Origin of the sequence: Pseudomonas helvetica (assembly GCF_039908645.1) — a bacterium.
In the GTDB taxonomy this organism is placed as follows: Bacteria; Pseudomonadota; Gammaproteobacteria; order Pseudomonadales; family Pseudomonadaceae; genus Aquipseudomonas; species Aquipseudomonas helvetica.
In genome coordinates this window covers 3391918-3412878 of the sequence record NZ_CP150917.1, presented here as the reverse complement: position 1 = coordinate 3412878, position 20961 = coordinate 3391918, and the positions used below count along the sequence as shown (strand labels likewise).

At 59.1% G+C, this 20961-nt stretch carries 17 protein-coding genes; 1 reads left to right on the top strand and 16 read right to left on the bottom strand.

Annotation, left to right across the window (positions count from 1 at the left end; all coding sequences use genetic code 11):
• Positions 1 to 201: 201 nt before the first annotated feature.
• Positions 202 to 741: an adenylate kinase gene (locus AABM55_RS15575; protein WP_256585270.1), complete on the top strand. Its 540-nt coding sequence runs from the start codon at positions 202 to 204 to the stop codon at positions 739 to 741.
• 42 nt (positions 742 to 783) lie between these two features.
• Here AABM55_RS15575 and AABM55_RS15570 read toward each other — a convergent pair whose 3' ends face one another.
• From AABM55_RS15570 to AABM55_RS15495, 16 genes are all read right to left on the bottom strand, one after another.
• Complete coding sequence (locus AABM55_RS15570) at positions 784 to 1299, bottom strand: GNAT family N-acetyltransferase (RefSeq protein ID WP_347926834.1); 516 nt, start codon at positions 1297 to 1299, stop codon at positions 784 to 786.
• Between the two features lie 42 nt (positions 1300 to 1341).
• A complete protein-coding gene (locus tag AABM55_RS15565) occupies positions 1342 to 2949 on the bottom strand; it encodes a glycosyltransferase family 39 protein (protein WP_347926832.1) in 1608 nt (535 codons plus the stop codon).
• A 14-nt stretch (positions 2950 to 2963) separates the two neighbouring features.
• Entirely contained in the window at positions 2964 to 4337 is a 1374-nt protein-coding gene (locus AABM55_RS15560) for a UDP-glucose/GDP-mannose dehydrogenase family protein (protein WP_054597468.1), read from the bottom strand.
• A complete protein-coding gene (gene arnF, locus AABM55_RS15555; RefSeq protein ID WP_019690506.1) occupies positions 4334 to 4747 on the bottom strand; it encodes a 4-amino-4-deoxy-L-arabinose-phosphoundecaprenol flippase subunit ArnF in 414 nt (137 codons plus the stop codon). The genes AABM55_RS15560 and arnF overlap by 4 nt, the downstream gene beginning before the upstream one ends.
• Positions 4744 to 5088, bottom strand: a complete 345-nt coding sequence (gene arnE, locus AABM55_RS15550; protein ID WP_019690505.1) for a 4-amino-4-deoxy-L-arabinose-phosphoundecaprenol flippase subunit ArnE — start codon at positions 5086 to 5088, stop codon at positions 4744 to 4746. The genes arnF and arnE overlap by 4 nt, the downstream gene beginning before the upstream one ends.
• On the bottom strand, positions 5085 to 6734 hold the full coding sequence (gene arnT / locus AABM55_RS15545) for a lipid IV(A) 4-amino-4-deoxy-L-arabinosyltransferase (protein ID WP_054597467.1): 1650 nt from the start codon (positions 6732 to 6734) through the stop codon (positions 5085 to 5087). Before arnT (AABM55_RS15545) ends, arnE begins: the two co-directional genes overlap by 4 nt.
• Positions 6731 to 7615 (bottom strand): 4-deoxy-4-formamido-L-arabinose-phosphoundecaprenol deformylase, encoded by an 885-nt coding sequence (gene arnD, locus AABM55_RS15540; RefSeq protein WP_347926831.1) that lies wholly within the window; start codon positions 7613 to 7615, stop codon positions 6731 to 6733. Before arnD ends, arnT (AABM55_RS15545) begins: the two co-directional genes overlap by 4 nt.
• Positions 7615 to 9606 carry a bifunctional UDP-4-amino-4-deoxy-L-arabinose formyltransferase/UDP-glucuronic acid oxidase ArnA gene (gene arnA, locus AABM55_RS15535; RefSeq protein WP_054597465.1) on the bottom strand — a complete coding sequence of 664 codons (1992 nt, stop codon included), beginning with the start codon at positions 9604 to 9606 and terminating at the stop codon, positions 7615 to 7617. Before arnA ends, arnD begins: the two co-directional genes overlap by 1 nt.
• Positions 9603 to 10622 carry an undecaprenyl-phosphate 4-deoxy-4-formamido-L-arabinose transferase gene (gene arnC / locus AABM55_RS15530; RefSeq protein ID WP_054597464.1) on the bottom strand — a complete coding sequence of 340 codons (1020 nt, stop codon included), beginning with the start codon at positions 10620 to 10622 and terminating at the stop codon, positions 9603 to 9605. The genes arnA and arnC overlap by 4 nt, the downstream gene beginning before the upstream one ends.
• A gap of 5 nt (positions 10623 to 10627) precedes the next feature.
• On the bottom strand, positions 10628 to 11767 hold the full coding sequence (gene arnB, locus AABM55_RS15525) for a UDP-4-amino-4-deoxy-L-arabinose aminotransferase (protein ID WP_019690500.1): 1140 nt from the start codon (positions 11765 to 11767) through the stop codon (positions 10628 to 10630).
• 460 nt (positions 11768 to 12227) lie between these two features.
• Entirely contained in the window at positions 12228 to 13334 is a 1107-nt protein-coding gene (locus AABM55_RS15520) for an ABC transporter ATP-binding protein (RefSeq protein WP_054597463.1), read from the bottom strand.
• Complete coding sequence (locus AABM55_RS15515) at positions 13331 to 14944, bottom strand: iron ABC transporter permease (protein ID WP_054597462.1); 1614 nt, start codon at positions 14942 to 14944, stop codon at positions 13331 to 13333. Before AABM55_RS15515 ends, AABM55_RS15520 begins: the two co-directional genes overlap by 4 nt.
• A gap of 4 nt (positions 14945 to 14948) precedes the next feature.
• The gene (locus AABM55_RS15510; protein WP_054597461.1) at positions 14949 to 15965 is read right to left on the bottom strand and encodes an iron ABC transporter substrate-binding protein; all 1017 of its coding nucleotides are present in this window, start codon (positions 15963 to 15965) and stop codon (positions 14949 to 14951) included.
• 318 nt (positions 15966 to 16283) lie between these two features.
• Positions 16284 to 17819 carry a glycosyltransferase family 39 protein gene (locus tag AABM55_RS15505; protein ID WP_347926827.1) on the bottom strand — a complete coding sequence of 512 codons (1536 nt, stop codon included), beginning with the start codon at positions 17817 to 17819 and terminating at the stop codon, positions 16284 to 16286.
• 156 nt (positions 17820 to 17975) lie between these two features.
• A complete protein-coding gene (gene arnT, locus AABM55_RS15500; protein WP_347926825.1) occupies positions 17976 to 19625 on the bottom strand; it encodes a lipid IV(A) 4-amino-4-deoxy-L-arabinosyltransferase in 1650 nt (549 codons plus the stop codon).
• 529 nt (positions 19626 to 20154) lie between these two features.
• A complete protein-coding gene (locus tag AABM55_RS15495; protein ID WP_173859982.1) occupies positions 20155 to 20778 on the bottom strand; it encodes a histidine phosphatase family protein in 624 nt (207 codons plus the stop codon).
• Positions 20779 to 20961: the final 183 nt, after the last annotated feature.

The window sequence follows — 20961 nt, the reverse complement described above, 5'->3', positions numbered from 1 at the left end:
GGTAGCCGCTGATAGAGTGGCGGAGTTGTCGCAGGGTTTGGCGTTTATAACGTCCGTGCGGGAGCGCCGATTACTTTTGCAAGTGATCGGTGGACAATTAAAACAGCACGTCTGTTTTAGCCTTTCAACCTGATGAGGTTAAGCAATCCCACGCTATCGGATTCCCGCATATTATGTCCCGCTAGAAAGGAGCCCTATGAAGTGAACAAGCGGATTTACATAAGCGGTGCATCTGGGGCCGGAGTGAGTACTCTGGGGGCTGCACTGGCAGCAAAGCTTCAAGTGCCTCATTTTGATGTCGATGACTACTATTGGTACCCGACAGAACCACCCTTCGAGCGATCACGACCTCCCGCAGAGAGAGTTGACCTACTCAACCGTAGTCTGGCTGATGGTCAATGGGTTCTCTCCGGCTCATTAGATGGCTGGGGAGACGAAGTGATTCAATCTTCCAATTTGGTCGTCTTCGTTGATACTCCGACACTGCTTCGAGTAGAACGTCTAAAGGCGCGTGAATCACAGCGCTATGGTCAACGTATTCTTCCTGGAGGGGACATGCATGCGAATCACCTGGCGTTCCTCGCGTGGGCCGAAGGATATGAGAGCGGTGCTCAAGCTGGCCGCAGCCGACCACGGCATGAACAGTGGCTCAAGCAGTTGACCTTACCCTCCGTTAGGGTAAGCGGAGAGTTGCCGATCGAGTCGTTGCTCGCAGTAGTAATTGCTGCGATCCCGAATTGATGAACTCTCAGAAGACCCGCGACCCAAGTGTACCCTTTACGGCTAGATGCAATAACGCATCGCACACCGTCGGGCGCCAGGCAATCCATGGGCGATTTCCGCCTCCAGCACTGCCTGCAAGCGTTGATCGAGATCGAAAAATGCCAGGGTTTCAAAGCCGAACCGCTGATAAAACGGCTCGTTCCACGGCAGTTCGCGAAAGGTCGTCAGCGTCAGCGCGGTCAACCCGCTATGGCGTGCGTACTCAAGGGCGGTCTGCAACAACCTGCGCCCCAGGCCCTGGCCCTGAAACGCGCTGCTGACAGAAACCTCCTGGATATGCAGTTCGGTATCGACGGCATGGGCGCTGAGAAAACCCACGATTGATCCATTGGCCATCTCGGCAACCCAGACCTGCGCGGACTCTATGGCGCGCAGGTGCTGTTCGACGCTGGTCACGGGGGCGTCGGCAAGCCAGGCAAGTTCAGGGTCATTACGGAAGAGAATGGCAGCTGAGCGCTCTACGGCGGGCAGTGCGCTGGCATCGTCGAATTGGGCACGGCGGAGGGAGGGAGTCATGGGCGCAAGCTTAAGCAAGCGCCCAGACGATGTGCAACCCGTTCAGGGCTGCACGGGTACCAGATGCAGCAGGACGTAATCGTCCTTGTCGAAGTTCCCGTTCAGCACTGGTTGCAATGTTGCCAACCGAGAGCCTTTCAGGGCCTCGTAGTCACTTTTTTCCATCACCAGCCAGGCAGGGCCTTTCAGGTTTTCCAGTTCTTGCACTGAATGAGTGAAGACCGGGAACAGATCTTGCTCGACGTTGACCATGAACTTGATCGCCTTGGCGTCTTTGCCCATGGCGTGCAAGACCACAGGCGCCGGGTCTTTCTGGATCAGCTCAAAGGCTGCACGACTGAACGTACGGGTGTCGAAGAGCCTGCGCTCTGCGGGCTCGAACACCAGAATGTAGGTCGACCACAACGCCAGCACTGCGGTGAACGCCAGGCCCACTGCACGTACGCGTGGCTTGAACAACAGCCCCAGTGCGATCACCTGCAACACCCCGAGAATCGTCATCACCGCCGTCACCGAGGTGAGATGTTCCGGGAAGCGTCGCTTGGCGACCAGCAGCCCGACGATCAGCAGGCCAGGAATAAGTAGCCACAGGCCCTGCATCAGGCCGCGCAACCACTGGAATACCCGGCCCTGCGCGCCCTGGAACGGGTACGCGGCAATGATCGCGGCCATCGGCAGCATCGGCAGCATGTAGCGGGCTTTTTTCGCCATCGGAATCGACAGGCCAATCATCACGACCAGCCCGGCAGCGGTGCACAAGGTCAGCAGGCGCAACGCCGGTCCGCGATCCTTGCGGCCGAACAGCAAGACCGCGGCCAGCACCACGACTGCCAAGGGATACGCCAGCGCATAGTTGCCCAGCGAGCTGCTGAAGTAAAACAGCGGACCGCTCGCGCCTTCGCGGCCATCCATGCGCCCCATGAACTGCATGCGGATCACGTCTTGCACGAAGGTCGGACCGCCACTGGCGTTGGCCAGCCACAGCAACAAACCAATACCGGCTGCCAGCAGCAAAGCTGCCAGCAAGCCGATCGTGATCATCCGCCGCCACTGGCCATTGAGCAGGTAATAACTGCACAAGACGCCGGTAGGCACCACCAGGCCGACAGGCCCGCGAATGGCAAAACCGAGCACCAGCAACGCGAGTATCAGCGGCAGTCGTCGCGGTGCCTGAAAGTGGTCAGCGGCATAGCCCAGATAGAACACGGCGAAGGTCACGGCCGCGACCATCTGGTCGAGGGACACGGCGCGGGTTTCGGTGATGAAGGTATTGCTCAGCATCATCAAGGCAATGCTGATCAGCGCCCAGGTTCTGGAGTAGGGCGCTACCAACCGGTACATCAGCGTGACAATCGTCGCTGAGGCAATGGCGCTGGGTAACCAGGCCGTCAACGCGTTTACCTGGCCAAAGGGCAGCGAAAGCAGCCAGGTAAAAAACGTCGAGGTGGCCCAGTAATCAGCGTAAGGCTGGCCATAGGTGGTCGGGAAGAATCCCGGCCCATGACGCAGCATTTCCTGGGCAAACAGTACAAACCGCGTGTCGAACCCGATCGCCGATTGCTGGTAGACCCCGGCGCAGAACAGCAGCAGCGCCAGTAGCCCCAGACCTAACGATTGTTGACGGATCCCTGTCGATGGATATGCGTGCACGCGGCCTCCTGGGCTTAGACGGACGAAGCTGGCCACTGTTGCTGAGGGATTGGCAGGTTGCGCGACTCGCCACGACCCATCGGGAAGTACTTGAAGCCTTTACGTGCCAGGCGTTCGGCGTCGTACAGGTTGCGACCGTCGAAGATCACCGGAGCTTTGAGACGCTCTTCGATCAACTTGAAGTCCGGCGCCTTGAACTGTTGCCATTCGGTGCACACGATCAACGCGTCTGCGCCAACCAGCGCGGACTCCGGAGTGCCCATCAGCGACAGGTTCGGTTGATCCGGGTACAGGCGTTGGGTTTCCTGCATGGCTTCAGGGTCGAATGCACGTACGTGTGCGCCGGCAGCCCACAACGATTCCATCAGCACGCGGCTTGGCGCATCGCGCATGTCGTCGGTGTTGGGTTTGAATGCCAGACCCCAGAGGGCGAAGGTCTTGCCTTTCAGCTCGCCTTTGTAGAACGCGTTGATGCGTTCGAACAGCTTGTGTTTCTGCCGCTGGTTGATGGCCTCGACCGCTTCCAGCAGGTCGCTGGAGCAATTGGCTTCCTGGGCGCTGTGGATCAATGCGCGCATATCTTTCGGGAAACACGAACCGCCATAGCCGCAGCCAGGGTAGATGAAGTGGTAGCCGATGCGCTGGTCTGCACCGATGCCCATGCGTACGGCTTCGATATCCGCACCCAGGTGTTCGGCCAGTTCGGCGATCTGGTTGATAAAGCTGATTTTGGTCGCGAGCATGCAGTTGGCTGCGTACTTGGTCAGCTCGGCGCTGCGCAGGTCCATGAACATGATGCGGTCATGGTTGCGGTTGAAGGGGGCGTAGAGGTCGCGCATCACTTCACGGACTTCTTCACGCTCGCAACCGATGACGATGCGGTCAGGGCGGCGGCAGTCGCTGACGGCCGAGCCTTCCTTGAGAAATTCCGGGTTGGAGACGATATCGAATTCCAGGGTGCGCCCGGCTTTTTTCAGCACGCCTTCAATGTGCGCGCGCAGGGTATCGCCGGTGCCGACAGGAACAGTGGACTTTTCCACGAGAATCAGCGGCTCGACGCGATGGCGTGCAACTGCATCACCCACGGACAAGACATATTTCAGGTCGGCCGAGCCGTCCTCGTCCGACGGTGTGCCGACAGCGATGAACAGGACCTGACCGTGCTCGATGGCCATTTTCTCGTCGCTGGTGAAGTGCAGGCGCCCGCTCTCCAGGTTCTCCTTGACCATGCTCTCCAGCCCTGGTTCAAAGATAGTGACGTGGCCTTTCTGCAGCATTTTGATCTTGTTCTGATCGACGTCCATGCAGACGACATCATGACCGACTTCAGCCAGGACAGTCGCCTGCACCAGACCGACATAACCGCTACCAATTACACTGATTTTCATGAGGCATTCCTGACTTCTGTGGCGCGAGCAGTTCGAGAGTTGATAGTGATGACACCGAGGATGACCAAGGCCACCCCGAGTGTTTTGGAAAGACTGAAGTTTTCGTTGAACAGCGGCAGGCTGGCGGCCAATAGATACACCAGTGCATAGCTGATACTCAACAGCGAGTAGGCCCGGCCCAGCGGCAGATCGCGCAGAGCGGCGAGCCAGCACAGCATGGACAGGGCGTAAGCGCAGATCGACGCAAGGACCACGCCGATCGCGAGCAAGTCGATGCTGCCGTTGCTCAGGGCCTGCAGCCACTGATCGGGCAGTGGCAAATGGCTCATGCTCCAGCGCATGCCCAACTGGGCGGCACTGACCAGCGCGACGCTGCCCATGGCAAAGCTGATTCCACGACGAAGGCTCATGCGTGCCTCCCGAGCAGAACGACGCCGGCGATGATCAGCGCAACACCGATCCAGTGACGGCGATCAATGGTTTCGTGGAAGACGAAGTGGGCGGCCAGGGTGATCAGCACAAAGTTGAGGCTGAGCATCGGGTAGGCGATACCGACTTCCAGGCGCTGCAACACCAGCAGCCATACCAGCAGGCCAAAGCCCAGGCATGCCAGCGCCAGCCACAACCACGGCGAGAGCAGTTTTTCGCTCCATCCGGAGTCCTTGCCGCGCCAGCTCTCCACGGCGTATTTCTGGGCGATCTGGCCCATGCAGGTCAGCAGACAGGCGGACAACAGCAAAATCAGGGTCATGGCGCGCTCTGTGGAATGATCAGAATGACCATGTTGCCTTGCTCGTAACGCTTGCCATCCTTGGGCAGCAGGTCGAGTTCGTGGACTTCATCGTCACCCTTGACGCGCATGACGACACCCACCGGGCCGGTCTTGCGGGCTTCGCTCATCCACTGTTGCACGTGGTCGGTATCGACCCGACGTGCCGCGGCATCCGGGTAGTCGAGGCCATATTTCACTTCGCCGATGGTGTTGTACAACGCCACTTCAGGGCGTTGCAGACGCCAGGCCGCCGCGGAGGCAGCACCCAGGTCATTGCTCAGCAGGCTTTTGGTCTGGCTGAGTTCGTCAATGTGCTGGAGGACAAACTGGTCGGGCATCTTGTTGTAGACCACCGAGTGCGGCAATGCAGCCGGCAGGATGGCGATCAGCAGTCCGCTGCCGATTGCCGGCGCAGCCCATGCGCTCAACGGTCGAACCACCAGCAACAGGTTGGACAGGATCCAGCCCATGAGCACGATGAACACCAGCACCAGGCTGTGCATTTCATCGACATACACGGGTTTTTTCAGTTGCAGGTAAACCATCGCCAGCAAGGTGGTCAGGCCGATGACCAGGTTCAGCAGGCCGTTGACCTTGAACAGCCGGCTTTGCCCCAGGTTCAGTCGGTCAATCAGTGCATTGCCCATCAACAGTGCCAGGGGCAACAGGCACGGCAGGATGTAGGTTGGCAACTTGCCTTTGCTCAGGCTGAAAAACGCCAACGGCAGGACCAGCCACAGCAGCAGGAAGCCGGTGCTGGCCTGACGTCTGGTTTGCCACGCTTGCTTGAGCGCCGAAGGCAGGAATGCGGCCCACGGCAGGCTGAACGCTACCAGCATCGGCAGGTAGAACCACCACGGCGCTGCGTGCTGCGCGTCGTCACCGGCAAAGCGGCGAATGTGTTCATGCCAGAAGAAGAAACGCCAGTAGTCGGGTTCCTGCGCATGCACGGCCAGGACCCACGGCAGGCTGACGACAATCGCGACCACGATAGCCATCGGGCCGTAGGCCAACAGTTCACGCCAGCGTTTTTGCCAGATCATGTAGGGCAGGGCGATCAATACCGGCAGCAACCAGGCGAGGAAACCCTTGGTCAGGAAGCCCATGCCGCAGGCCAGTCCCAGGGTTGCCCAACTCATCAGCCGCGCATTGCGACTGCTGCTGTCCAGCGCAAACCACAAGGCCACCAGGCTCAGGTTGACCCAGAACGTGAATTGCGGGTCGAGGTTGGAATAGCCGCCTTGACCGGCGACCACGGCGAAACTCATGTAGAGCAATGCGCTGGCGATGCTTTTACGCGGATCGTTCCAGAGCCTGCGTGCGATCAGGTAGGTCAGCACGATGCTCAAACCGGTCGCGAGTGCCGACGCAACGCGCACCCCGAACAGGTTCTCGCCGAACACGGCCTGGCCGATGGCGATCATCCAGTAACCGGCAATCGGTTTCTCGAAATAACGCAGGCCCATGAAATGCGGCGACACCCAGTTGCCACTCAGGAGCATTTCCTGACTGACCTGGGCGTAGCGGGTTTCATCCGGAATCCACAGACCATGCGTGCCCAGCGGCAACAGATAGACCAGACCGAAAGCGATAAGCAGTAACGGCAAAGCCCAGCGTTTGCTCATGCGCCTTGCACTCCCAACCATCCTTCTCGGCCTTCGAGGGCGCCACGTATTACGCGCCCCTGAGGCAGGGTTGTCGGTTGGGCGGGCAAGAGGTTACCCAGCGGCTGGAACTGGATGTCACGCTGACGCGCATCAACCAGCAGTTGACGGAAATCGTTTGCCATCAGAATCCCTTCTACCTCCGCATGTATCGTATATACGTTCAGCTTCGAGGGGCTGAATCGGTCAAGAATGTATGAGTTGAACTCATTGGCTGCTACGACGGGACCCACCACTTCATCGAAGGTTGGCAAGTCGACCGGAATTTGTGGCGTGCCGAGGCTGCCGTTTGCCAGCCGAGGCTGGAACAGGCTTTGTCCGCGACAGTCGCTGTTGTAACGGAAGCCAAAATGCTGCTTGGCTTCGATGACCCGCTCATCGGCACGCCAACCGGCGGCCGCCGAACAGTCCACGCGCTGCCCGATAATATCGCTGAGGGTGTCTACACCCCGGCGAATCTGTTCGATCAGCTCGGCGTCGCTCCAGCGCCCTGCGTTGGCTTGCCAGCCGTGGTGATCCCAGGCGTGCAAACCCACTTCGTGGCCAGCCGCGAGGGTCTGGCGCATCAGGTGCCCCAGGTCACGGCCGATGGGCTTGCCTGGCCAGGCAGTGCCGGCCAGCAAGATGTCCCAGCCGTACAGACCTGCGGCATTGGAGCGGAGCATTTTCCAGAGGAACTGCGGACGGATGAGGCGCCATAAATGGCGCCCCATGTTGTCCGGACCAACGCTGAAAAAAAACGTCGCCTTGACTTGTGCTTCATCGAGCATCTCCAACAACCGGGGTACCCCCTCACGGGTACCTCGGTAGGTGTCGACATCGATCCGAAGACCTGCCTGCATCAGCGCTTGTCCGCGATTTCGAGCATGGCTTCGCGCAGGAAGAAGTCCAGCGTGTTACCGATGGTTTCGCTCATCTCAACGGTTGGCTCCCAGTTCAGCAGGCGCTTGGCGTTTTCGATGCTTGGCTTGCGGTGTTCCACGTCCTGGTAGCCAGCGCCGTAGAAGGCCTTGCTCTCTACGTCGCGGAAACCGGCGAACGGAGGGAAGTTGGCGCGCAGTGGGTGAGCTTCGAACTGACGCAGCAGTTCTTCGCCCAGCTGACGGATGCTGGCTTCGTTGTCCGGGTTACCGATGTTGATGACCTGGCCGTTGCACGAATCGTTTTCGTTATCAACGATACGGGCCAGGGCTTCGATGCCGTCGGCGATGTCAGTGAAGCAGCGCTTCTGCTCGCCGCCGTCGAACAGACGGATCGGGGTGCCTTCCACCAGGTTCAGGATCAGTTGGGTGATGGCGCGGGAGCTACCGATACGTGCCGAGTCCAGACGGTCCAGACGTGGGCCCATCCAGTTGAACGGACGGAACAGGGTGAAGTTCAGGCCTTTGGCGCCGTAGGCCCAGATTACGCGGTCCAGCAGTTGCTTGGAGACCGAGTAGATCCAGCGTTGCTTGTTGATCGGACCAACGATCAGGTTCGAGGTGTCTTCGTCGAAGTTCTTGTCCTGGCACATGCCGTAGACTTCGGAAGTCGACGGGAAGATCACGCGCTTGTTGTACTTCACGCAGTAGCGAACCAGTTTCAGGTTCTCTTCGAAGTCCAGTTCGAATACGCGCAGTGGGTTGCGGGTGTATTCGATTGGAGTGGCGATGGCCACCAGCGGCAGAACCACGTCGCACTTCTTGATGTGATATTCGATCCACTCGGAGTGGATGCTGATATCGCCTTCGACGAAGTGGAAGTTTGGATGGCTGCGCAGACGCTCGATAGCGTCGGAACCGATGTCCAGACCATAGACGTCGTACTTGTCGTCACGCAGCAGGCGCTCGGACAGGTGGTTACCGATGAAGCCGTTGACGCCGAGGATCAGTACGCGGGTACGACGCGGGGCACGGCCCGATTCAGCGCCACGCAGTACGGAACCGTCGACCAGACCGAGCTCATTGGCCAGTTGCGGGCCGCTCAGGTACAGACCGTTTTCGTTACGCTGGCCGGAAGTGACAACCAGCGAGTCTTCGCCGCAAGCGATACGCAGCGGATCAACGCTGATCACACGGCCTGGTGCCAGACCTTCGTTGCCCTTGACGACTTCAGCGCTCCAGACAATCAGTTTGTGCTCGCCCACGGCGCAGAAAGCACCCGGGTAAGGTTGGGTCACGGCGCGAACCAGGTTGAACAGCTCTTCAGCCGGCTTCTTCCAGACCAGCTTGCCGTCTGCCGCAGTACGACGACCGTAAACAGAGGCTTTGGATTCGTCCTGGGCGGTTTCGGTGATTTTGCCCTGAGCCAGCAATGGCAGGGTGTCACGCAGCAGGTTCGAAGCAGCTTCACGCAGCTTGCCGTGCAGGGTCAGTGCGGTGTCGGCACGCTCGATCGCGACGCGTTGCTGGGCAATGATTGCGCCAGCGTCGGCACGCTTGACCATGCGGTGCAGGGTCACGCCGGTTTCGGTTTCACCGTTGACCAGTACCCAGTTTGCTGGAGCGCGGCCGCGGTAGGTTGGCAGCAACGAACCGTGCAGGTTGAACGCGCCTTTGCGGGCGGTAGCCAGCAGTTGCTCGCCCAACAGGTTGCGGTAGTAGAACGAGAACAGGTAGTCCGGGTTCAGCTTGGCAATGCGCTCGATCCACAGTGGGTGGTTGACGTCTTCCGGTGCGTGCACAGGAATGCCTTTGCGGGCGCACAGTTGAGCGACCGAGCCGTAGAAGGTGTTTTCCTTCGGATCGTCGGCGTGGGTGAACACGGCAGCAATCTCGAAACCTGCGTTGAGCAGTGCTTCGATACCTGCACAGCCAATGTCGTGATAGGCGAAAACAACAGCTTTTGAACTCATGGCGAAACCTGATCAGTAGTGGTGGAAGGCAGACCGTCGACAGTGGCAACGGGAGCAGGACTAGCGGGTTTGTTACGTAGGATTTTTTCGATAAAGAACCGCGGACGGGCGCGGACATCGCTGTACATGCGGCCCAGGTATTCACCCAGAAGGCCCATGCCGATGAATTGGCCGCCAGTGAACACAAAGAGCACGGCGAACAGTACGAAGGTGCCACCTCCTGCCCAGCTGGCGCCGAAGATCAGGCGCAGGAAGATCAGCAGGAAGGCAAACAACATGCCCAGCGCCGCCAGACTGAAACCGATGATGCTCAGCAGTCGCAGCGGGGTAGTGGTCATGCAGGTCAGCAGATCGAACATCAGGCTGATCAGGCGCATCGGGCTGTACTTCGACTCGCCATGCTCGCGCTCGGCGTGCTGCACCAGAATCTCGGTGGTGTGGCGGGCGAAGCTGTTGGCCAGGATCGGGATGAAGGTGCTGCGTTCACGGCAGGCCAGCATGGCGTCGACGATGGTGCGGCGGTAGGCGCGCAGCATGCAGCCGTAATCGCTCATGGCGACACCGGTGGAGCGTTGCACGGCCAGGTTGATCAGTTTCGACGGCCAGCGGCGCAGGGCCGAGTCCTGGCGATTGTTGCGCACGGTGGCAACCACGTCGTAGCCCAGCTCGGCCTGTTCCACCAGACGGGGGATTTCTTCCGGCGGGTTCTGCAGGTCGGCGTCGAGGGTAATGACCACATCGCCTTTGCAATGCTCGAAACCGGCCATGATTGCCGCGTGCTGGCCGTAGTTGCGATTGAGAATGACCGCAACGACCTGGCTGCCTTCGCGCTCGGCGGCTTCTTCGAGAATTTGCGCCGAATTGTCACGGCTGCCGTCATCGACCAGGACGATTTCGTACTCGTGTTTGAGTAGCTGACAGGCCGCTTCGGTCCGGCGCAGCAATTCAGGCAAGCTTTCTTCTTCGTTGTAGACCGGGATAACGATCGACACGCAGTTAATTGGATATGGCTTCAAAGGCTTCAGTCCAGAATGTTTTCAATGGCGCCAACGACGCGTTCGACATCGTCGGTAGTCATGTCGGGGAACAGCGGGATCGAGCACAGTCGTGCCGAGTTCCATTCGGTATTGGGCAGATGAATGCCCGGGAATCGCTGACGGTAGTAAGTGTGCAGGTGGGTGGCCACAAAGTGAATACCCGTACCGATATTCTGTTCTTGCAGGGCCTTCATGAACGCCTCGCGATCCATCCCGCAACGCTCGGCGTCGATGCGCAGTATAAACAGGTGCCAGGCGTGTTGTTGCGGGTAGGTCGGCACACTCAGCGGTTGTACCGGCAGGCCTTCGAGGCGTTGCAGGTAGGTCTGCGCCAATGCGGTGCGTTTGGCGTTGATCTCGTCGAGGCGCTGTAGCTGCACCAGTGCAATGGCTGCGTTGATGTCGGCCAGGTTGTACTTGAAGCCAGGCTCGATGACCATGGCCTGAGGTTTACGGCCGTGGGTCAGGCGATCGTAGGCGTCTACGCCGAGGCCATGGAACTTGAGCATGCGCACTCGATCGGCCAGCGCTTGATTGTCGCTGACGAACATTGCGCCTTCGGCGCAGGTCATGTTCTTGATCGCGTGGAACGAGAAGATCGCGGTGCCCTGAGCGCCAATGGCGCGGCCACGGTAACGGGTACCGGCGGCATGGGCGGCGTCTTCGATGACGGCGATGCCATGTTTGTCTGCCAGCGCATAGAGCGGGTCGAGATCAAACGCAGCACCGGCGTAGTGCACCGGGATGATGGCTTTGGTGCGCGGGGTAATGGCGGCTTCGATGGCCTGGACATCGGTCATCAGGGTGTCACGGTCGACGTCGACAAATACCGGGGTAGCGCCCAACAGGCAGATCATGTTGGCGGTCGAGACCCAGGTCTGCGAAGGCGTGATCACTTCATCGCCAGGGCCGATACCCAGCGCCAGTAGCGTGATGTGCATGCCACCGGTTGCAGAAGACAGTGCGACGGCGTGCTGGCAGCCTGTGTACTGTGCGAATTGCTCCTCCAGCTCCTGGTTTTTCGGCCCGGTGGTGATCCAGCCAGAGCGCAACACCTGCTCAACAGCGGCAATTTCTTCATCACCGATGCTTGGGCGAGAGAAGGGGAGAAAAGCCTGATTCATGTGGACCTCGGGTTTGGATATGTCAACAGCCCTTGAAGGCGGCAAGTCGGAGCACAACTTGCGAATCAGCTCGAAGCGGTGCCTCGAGGCGAAGTCGGTGACAGCGTAGACGAAAAAACAAAAAGTATATCAATCAGTTAACCAATCTTCTGGAAAAAGTGCACTAATTGACTTTTATTTTGTCGCTCCGCAGTTTGAGTGGCCCAAAGGCATCGCTCCGGATGCGCAGAGGGTAATCTCGAAAATGTGAAAGGGACATGAAAAACCGGTGTCGAGAATGTTTAACTGTAACCTTTACAGCAAATGTTCAGGGTTTTTCAACACTTACAGCCCTTTCTGACAGCTGTTGCCATTTTTCAGGCGCTGCAAGGAAAAATCGTCAATTGGCCCGCACATCGCTAAAAAGATAGTAAATAGCTTGCCAAGACTACTTCACCCTGAGTTCGCGTCAAGCTGCAAGCTATGGCGTCGCAACCGCCTGGCGGCGAGCAGGCTCAGTCAACACGTGCGCGCTGCCGAGCGTTGAAATGTGTACCAGGCTGCCAGCGGCCGGTGCGTGTACCCCGGAACTGCGAACCAGCAACGAGCGGCTTGCTGACTGTCCATCCGTAGCAGGTGAGGGTTGCTTCAGTTCCACCGTCAAGGTGCAGGTATTGCCGCCAAAGTCGCGATCGGTCACCACCCCGATGCAGCCATCCACCTGTTCCAGATCGGCGGGCTGACTGGAAATCTGCAACTGCTCGGGCCGCAACATGATCTGCGCTGCACCGTTTGGCGAGGTACTGCTGACATGAACCCGTCCCAGGTCGCAGATCGCGTAGCCATTTTCGATCTGCGCCGGCATGACCACGGCATCCCCGAGGAACAGCGCCGTTTCTTCATCGCGAGGATGCAGGTACAGGTCCATCGGTTGCCCGGTCTGCACCAACCGACCCTGGCGCATCACGGCCAATTGATCGGCAAATGACAACGCTTCGGACTGATCGTGAGTCACCAGGATGGTGGTCACGCCGGTGTCTGACAGAAGTTTGGCAACCATCTTGCGCATGGACGCCCGCAGGCCGGTGTCCAGCGCCGAGAAGGGTTCGTCCAGCAGCATCAGCCGAGGTCGTTGCGCCAAGGCGCGGGCCAGGGCTACCCGTTGTTGCTGACCACCGGAAAGCTCGTGCGGCCAGCGCTGGCTCATGCGTGCATCCAGCGACACCATGTCCATCAGCTCGGCGACGCGTGCTTGCTTCAAGGCGGCATCACCCGACAGTCCAAAGGCAATGTTGCCGGCAACCGTCATGTGTGGAAACAGCGCACCGTCCTGTGGCACATAACCAATCATGCGCTGATGCGCGGGGACTTCGGTCGAACCATCGACCAGTGTCTGGCCGTTGAGCGTGATGCTGCCGGAATCGGGAAACTCGAACCCGGCAATCATCCGCAGCAGGGTGGTCTTGCCCGAGCCGGAAGGGCCGACGATGGCCGTGCGACTGCCCGCTGGCACCGACAGGCTGACGTTGTCCAAGGCAGGCAGGGCGCCGAAGGTTTTGTAGATGGAGTTCAGTTCGAGAGCGTTCATCGGCCTGCCGTGCGTTTGGATTGATGATAGAGAAGCGCGGTCAACGGAAGCGACAGCAAAATCATGATCAGCGCATAAGGGGCCGCTGCGGCGTAGTCAATTTCGCTGGTCATGGCCCAAAAACCGGTGGCCAGGGTGCGGGTGCCACTTGGCGAGAGCAACAGGGTCGCGGTCAGTTCATTGGTGATCGCCAGAAACACCAGCGCTGCGCCGGCGGCGGCCCCTGGTGCGGCCAGGCGCATGGTAATCAGCCAGAGCGCCTGGCTCGGCGAGCGGCCCAGGCTGCGGGCGATATTTTCCAGTTCTACCGGTGCCTGGGCAATACCGGCGCGCAAACTGACCAGCGCGCGTGGCAAGAACATCAGCAGGTACGCCAGCAGTACCGTGATGGTGGTCTGGTAAATCGGTCGGGCAAAGCTGATGGTGACGGTCACCAGGGCCAGTGCCACGACGATTCCCGGCAATGAACTGGTGATGTAGTTGCAGCTTTCCAGGATGCGATGCAGGCGCCCCGGCGAGCGTATCGACAACCAGGCCACCGGAACGGCTGCGCAGGTGGTGATGAGCGCGCCGACACTGGCCAGAACGAGGGTCTGCTTCAATGCCGGAAGTATTTCCGCCATGCGCCAGACGTCCGCGCCACCGGCAATCAACCATTGGGCCAGGGTAATCAGCGGCACACCGAGGGCCAGCACGCTGGTGATGATTGGCAGCAACAATGCTGCGGCTTTGGTGTTGCGTGTCAGCCGCTGAGTGCGTTGCAGGCGCGCACTGCCGGAACCGACTCGTGCGTAACGGGCGTGGCCACGTGATGCGGATTCAGCGGTCAACATCAGCAGGCAGCACAGCGCCAGCACCCCGGCCAGCATGTTCGCCGCCGGGCCGTTGAAGCTCGACTGGAACTGGTCGAAGATCGCCGTGGTGAAGGTGTCGAAGCGAATCATCGCGTACAGGCCGTATTCGGCCAGCAAGTGCAGGCCGACCAGCAAGGCGCCGCCACAGATGGCCAGGCGCAGTTGCGGCAGCACGACCCGGAAAAACACCGCCCAGGGCTTCAGGCCCAGCGATTCGGAGACATCCTCGATGGCCGGATCAAGACGCCGCAAGGTGGCGGCGACTGGCAGATAGAGGAACGGGAAGTAGGCGATAACCGAAACCAGCACCCCGGCAAACAACCCGTGAATCGGTGGCACCAGGCTGACCCAGGCATAACTGTGGACAAAGGCCGGCACCGCAATCGGTGCCGTTGCCAGCACCGACCAGAGGCGGCGGCCCGGCAAATCGGTGCGTTCGGTCAACCAGGCGAGTGCCACGCCGAGCGCGATACACAGGGGAATCGTGATCACCACCAGCAACACGGTGTTGATCAAAAGTTCGGCCACTCGGGGCCTGAAGACCAGCTCGGCAATTGTCGCCCAGCCGGTCTTGATGGAAATGCCGATGACAAACGCCAACGGCAGCAGGGCCAGCAACGACACCAGAATGGATATGGCCACCACCCACGAACCGCTGCGCCTTCCGGAGGCGCGGCGAGGGTGTTGACGAGGGTTGGCCAGAGTCGTCAGATCGACGACTTTACTAGCTTCTGGCAGCGCGACTGGCTTGGACATCGGATTACAACAACCCCGCCTGAGTCATCAGCTCGACAACTTTTTTGCTGTTGAGTCTGGAGGCATCGACCACAGGCGCGTCAAGTTGCGCCAGCGGCACCAGTTTCGGGTTCGACTCGGCTTTCTGGCCTACGGCGTATTCAAACGAGTTACCGTTTTTCAGAATAGCCTGGCCTTCTTTGCCGGTGATCCACTTCAGGAACGCCTGAGCTTCTTCCTGGTGTTTACTGGACGCCAGGACAGCGCCACCGGAGAGGCTGACAAACGCGCCCGGATCTTTGTGCTTGAAGTAGTGCAGCGAGGTGTTCTTGCTGTTTTCGCCGGTTTTGCTCTGATCGACGAAGCTGTAGTAGTGGTAGATCACGCCGCCTTCAATCTGACCGGCGTTCACTGCCTTGAGCACAGCGCTGTTGCCACGGTAGGCGGTGGCGTTGGCTTTCATGCCTTTCAACCATTCCAGGGTGGCGGCTTCGCCCTTGAGCTCCAGTACGGCGGCGACGATGGCCTGGAAATCGGCGCCGGCAGGCGAACCGGCCCAACGACCTTTCCAGCTTGGGGAAGCCAGGTCCATCAGAGACTTTGGCAGATCGGCTTCGGCCAGCTTGGCTTTGTTGTAGACAAACACGGTCGAGCGAGCGGCGATGCCCACCCATTTGCCATGGGCCGGGCGATAGGCCGAACCGATTTGCTCCAGGGTCGACGGCGCAACAGGGGTAAACAGCCCGGCGTTATCCACCAGCACCATGGCCGGGGAGTTCTCGGTCAGGAATACGTCTGCCGGGGAGGCCGCGCCTTCTTGCACCAGCTGATTGCCCATCTCGCTGTCATCGCCGTTGCGCAGCGTGACCTTGATCCCTGTTTCATGGGTAAAACCTTCGACCCAGGCCTTGGTCAGGGTCTCATGCTGCGCGTTATAGACCACGATGCCGTCGCTGCTTGGCGCAGCAAAGACATGGCCAGCCCCCATAAGAGCGGTAGCGAGCAGCGCGATTTTCAGAAACGAAGGGCGACGATGATTCATTTTGTTAGCAGCTCCTGCAGTTTTATAAAGAATCAGATGGGCAAGCCTGTTGTTCGATTCCCGCAATCCCTGCAGCTCGCCCAGAACAATGCGAATCATTCGCATAGATTTTGGTGGCGGCAATGTAGTGCGGGATATGTGAAAAAAGCGTCAAACAAGTCGTTAATCAATGTCGTTTGTATTTAGATTGAGGCGCTAAGGAGGGAGTTTGAAGGACAGAGTGGTTTGAATTCAAACACTATCGTCGACTGGCTCACTGATTTCACGTGAGCCGTGCCGGGAAGGATCGAGAGGCCCGATGGGCCTCTCGATCATTTTTCATTGGGCGGGGGCGTTGGGGATGAAGGCGACGCTGGCATCCGAGCGCGGATGCATCAGCCGTTCACCGTTGTCTGGCTGCGTGACGACGGCCTGGTGGTCGACGCTGAGGTAGTTCAGCGGCAGCGTATCGCCACGTTTGTAGTGCGCGACAATGATGGTGCGCTGCGGGTTCCACTGCTGGCCGCTGTCCTTTTCCAGCCATGCCATGAACTGTGCGGTGGTGCCTTCGCGAGGGAAGTCCTTGCTTTCGGGCACGTAGTAGAAAGGCGCACCGCCGTTTTGCAGGTACATCGGGACTTTGTTGTCGACATCGACCATCACCATCCGCCATTGATTCCATGGCGCAATCAGGCTGGCCTGGGCCTTGACGTCCTTGCCGAATTGCACGACGCCGCCACCGGTGTTGCTCCAGGGCACGATAATCCCGAGGATCAGCAATAGCAGGGCCGTGGTGACGCCAAAACCGATCTTCAGGCCGCGTCCTTCGGCTTTGCCGGCAGCGCGCCGTTCTTCCATGTGCCGGGTGACCCACCAGGCCGCCAACAGTTGGGCAAATGGTACCAGCGGCAAAACGTAGTAACTGCGTCGACTACCGCTGGCGGTGAAGAACAGGAACAGCAAGCCCAGGCCCCAGATCAACCAACGGGCATTAGGTTCGAGTGTGCGCCAGTTACGAGCCGCGACCCACAGCCCAAGCACCCAGTACGGTGCCCATGGCAGGGTATAAACCGGCAAGTAGATCAGGTAGGTGTAAATGGGCCCGATGTGGTCGAACGGCTGGAAAAACCGCACCACGTTTTCCCGGAAGACCAGCCCCAGACCGCTCTGGGCGGAGGTGGGTGCGCCGTAGATATTCGACAACACGAACGGCACCGCATAGACCAGGCCGGCAACCAGCAGGGCGACGCACAGGCGCAGGTTGAGGTGACGTTTCCAGCGGCCTTCTTGCAGCAGATGCGGCAACAGCACCAGGCCGGGCAGGATAAAGCCGATCAGGCCTTTGAACAGCGAGGTTACGGACAGCAGCAGGAAGAACACGCAGTAGCGCCCGAGTCGCGTGTCGTCCGGACCGCGCCAGTACCACCAGATTGCTGCCAGCACACCGCAGACGGTCAGAATGTCAGCCGTCGCGACTCGGGCCCAAAAGACGAAATAGAAGGTGGTTGCGAGCATCCAGCCGGCGATCAGACCGGTGCCTTTGCGAAACAGTTGCTCGCCGATCAAGTAGACCAGCCAGACACTCAGCCAGGCGGCAATCACCGAAGACAGACGTAAGGACCAGTGGCCCAGGCCGCCTGTAAACCAGGTGGTGGCGGTAATCAACCAGTAGGAGGGCAGCGGTTTGTCGTAATAGGAGCCGCCCATGAGGTACGGGTCGAAGTAGTTATCGCTTTGCAGCATCTGCAGCGTGATATTCGCCCAACGGGTTTCCGGGCCCCAAAGTTCCCGAGTGCCCAGTCCCAATAACAGGAGTAACGCTGAAACCCCAAGCAGGATCAGCAGCGCGCGTGTTTCCGTTTCCCGCGACTTCATGTGGTATTTCCCTTCGGTCTCGACCGCCAGCAGCAGGATTGCGCCGTGCCTTTGAGCGCCGCGACCTGCGCGCCGGGGGTCAGAAAATGCAGATCATCTACTTGCCGGGTGACGATCTGTAGATCGTCACCCGGTAAACCGGCGCATCAGGAATCGTCAGGGCAGTTTCGGGAAAATCAGGATCTCCAGTTCGCCCCGTTTGTAGTGCTTGCCGTCGATTGGCAGCAGCAAGACTTCCTGCTCTTCCAGGGCATTTTTCACCCGCATGACCACACCCACCGAGCCCTTTTTACGGGCTTCGGTCATCCACTGCTGGACATTGTTCATGTCGACTTTGCGGTGTGCTGCCTCAGGGAAATCGGTACCGTACTTCAACTCACCCACAGTGTTGTACAGGTCAACTTGCGGGCGCTTCAGGCGCCAGGATAATGCCGAAGCCGCACCCAGGTCGTTACTCAGCAGCGAAGTGGTCTCGCTCAATTCCTGAACATGTTCGGCGATGAACTGGTCAGGCATTTTGCTGTTGACGATGACGCCGGGCATGGCTGCTGGCAGCAAGGCGATCAGTAGCCAGATACCCAGCGCCGGAGCGGCCCAATAGACCAGCGGCCGGAGTGCTTGCAAGGCGTTGGCGATGATCCAGCCGGCCAACACGATGAAGCCTAGCGACATAGCGAACATTTCGGTGTTTTCGAAGATCGGCCGGGTGATCTGCAGATAGATCAGGACAATCAGGGCAATCGTCGCGATTGTTACGTTGATCAGGCCGTTGATACGAATCGCCCGGCCACGGGCCTCGCTCACCAGATCGATCAGGGTGCTGGCCATCAGCAAGGCCAGCGGCAGCAGGCACGGCATAATGTAGGTCGGCAGCTTGCCTTTGCTCAGGCTGAAAAATACCAGCGGCAGGAGCATCCACAGCAACAGGAAGCCGGTGGTGTTCTGAGTCTTGTTTTTCCAGGCCTGAACCAGTGTCGAGGGCAACAGGGCTGCCCACGGAAGGCTCGAAACCACCATGATTGGCAGGAAGAACCACCACGGCCGGGTGTGCTGGGCATCTTCGGCGGCGAACCGGCGAATGTGTTCGTGCCAGAAGAAGAACCGCCAGAAATCCGGTTCGTGACTATTGATCGCCAGTACCCATGGCAGGCTGACGATGATGGCGACGACCATCGCAACGAGGCCATAGCGCAGCAGTTCGCCAAAGCGCTTCTGCCAGATCATGTAAGGCAGTGCGATCAACACCGGCAACAGCCAGGCAAGGAAGCCCTTGGTCAGGAAACCCATGCCGCAGGCGAAGCCGAGCAGCGCCCAGGCCCCGAGTTTACTGCGTGGGGTTTTGTTATCCAGGGCAAACCACAGGGCAACCAGGCTCAGGTTGACCCAGAAGGTAAACTGCGGATCGAGGTTGGAGTAGCCAGCCTGGCCGGCGATCAGGCCGAAGCTCATGTAGAGCAGGGCGGCAGCGAAACTTTTGCGCGGATCGTTCCACAGGCGACGGGCGATCAGATATGCCAGCCACACACTCAACCCGGTGGCGACTGCCGAGGCAATACGCACGCCAAACAGGTTCTCGCCGAAGATCGCCTGACCGATGGCGATCATCCAGTAACCGGCAATGGGTTTCTCGAAGTAGCGAAAGCCCATGAAGTGCGGAGACACCCAGTCACCGCTCAGCAACATCTCCTGACTGATCTGCGCGTAACGGGGTTCGTCAGGAATCCATAGCCCGTGGCCGACCATCGGCAACAGGTAGAACAGACCGAAGGCCAATAACAGGCAGGGTAGAGCCCAGCGCTTGATCATTTGACTCGTGCTCCCTGCGACTTCATTCGGCGGTTCGGATTGCTGCGTGAGCAATCAGTAAAGTGATACGTGACGAGTATTATTTTTCGCTTCATGGGACGGCCTTGATACCGGAAGACGTTGCTCGGTTTTTGGTGTTTTGGTTACGACGTTCGATGCTGCGCCGGTCTTCTTCAACAAGGACGCGTGCAGGGGCGCAGGCATCGCTGTGGCGAGCCGGCCGCATTACTCGGCAAAAGGATAAAGTCGACGCATGACATTCCTGGGCCTCCTGGCAGCGGACTGGACGGGTGCAGGTGAGTGAGCCGCTGTGAGCGGGCACCGCATGCTACAAGTGGAGCGTCGAGTCTTCCATTGAGGATTTTCCCCAAACAGGCATTCAAGCGTGAAATCCCCGGATTTTCAGTAACTCGCTGAAAAAAATAAAGTTATTCAATTTGTTTCGAATGTACGCGAGCGCTGGCGAACTGCCGTAATGGCTTTATTTTTTGAGTTCGTTAACAGCGCTGGCGTGTCCTGGCAAACCGTATTATTTGCTGGCGAATCGCTTATCAAGCACGGCTGGCCAGTCCCCGGAATTCACAATGCCGAGCACTTTCAGCTGCCCGTCAGCCGTCACCGAAACGAACAGGGAACTGGTGTACTGACTGGTGGGAGCATGCTTGAAGCCGGTTTGTTTCTCGAAGTCGCTGATACAGCCGCTGTGCGTGACCAGGACCAGGTTGCGATGTGCCGTTTTGTGTGCGACCACATCGTCACGCATGGTCTTGCCACATTGGGCCAGCCATTCCTGATTCGACGCCTCTTTGCCAAACATGTACTGCGCGGTTTGCATCGTGCGGGTCGCCGGGCTGCTGAACACATCCGCATGGTCCATGCCCAGGGCGTTGAACCCCTTGCCGACGTCCGTCGATGCCGCGCTGCCTACCTGGGTAATGCCATCGGCCGGGCCCAGGCACGGGTTTTTCGACTGATCGCAGCGTTCGGCATGTCGAACCAGCACCACCACATCGCCTGCCTGCCAGTGTTGGAATACGCCAGCCGTTGCCATGTGATCACTTTCCGCCAGCATCGCTGGAGACCGGGGCCACAAGGTGAACCCCGTGACCAGAGCGGCCACTATCACTGCCGACGCCGCTAGCGTGACCTTCAGAAACCGTTTTTTGACCGCTCGTTTAGGCGAGTCCTTGGGTAATACAGTATTAACCACGCCTTTCACCTGTAAGTCGTATTGAGACGAAGAATGTCGATTCCGTTCAAGCAGTCAGGATAGACAGTTCACGGAAAACGCGAGCATTGAAGGTCGATTTGTGATGATCAATGTAGAGGCGGGCAA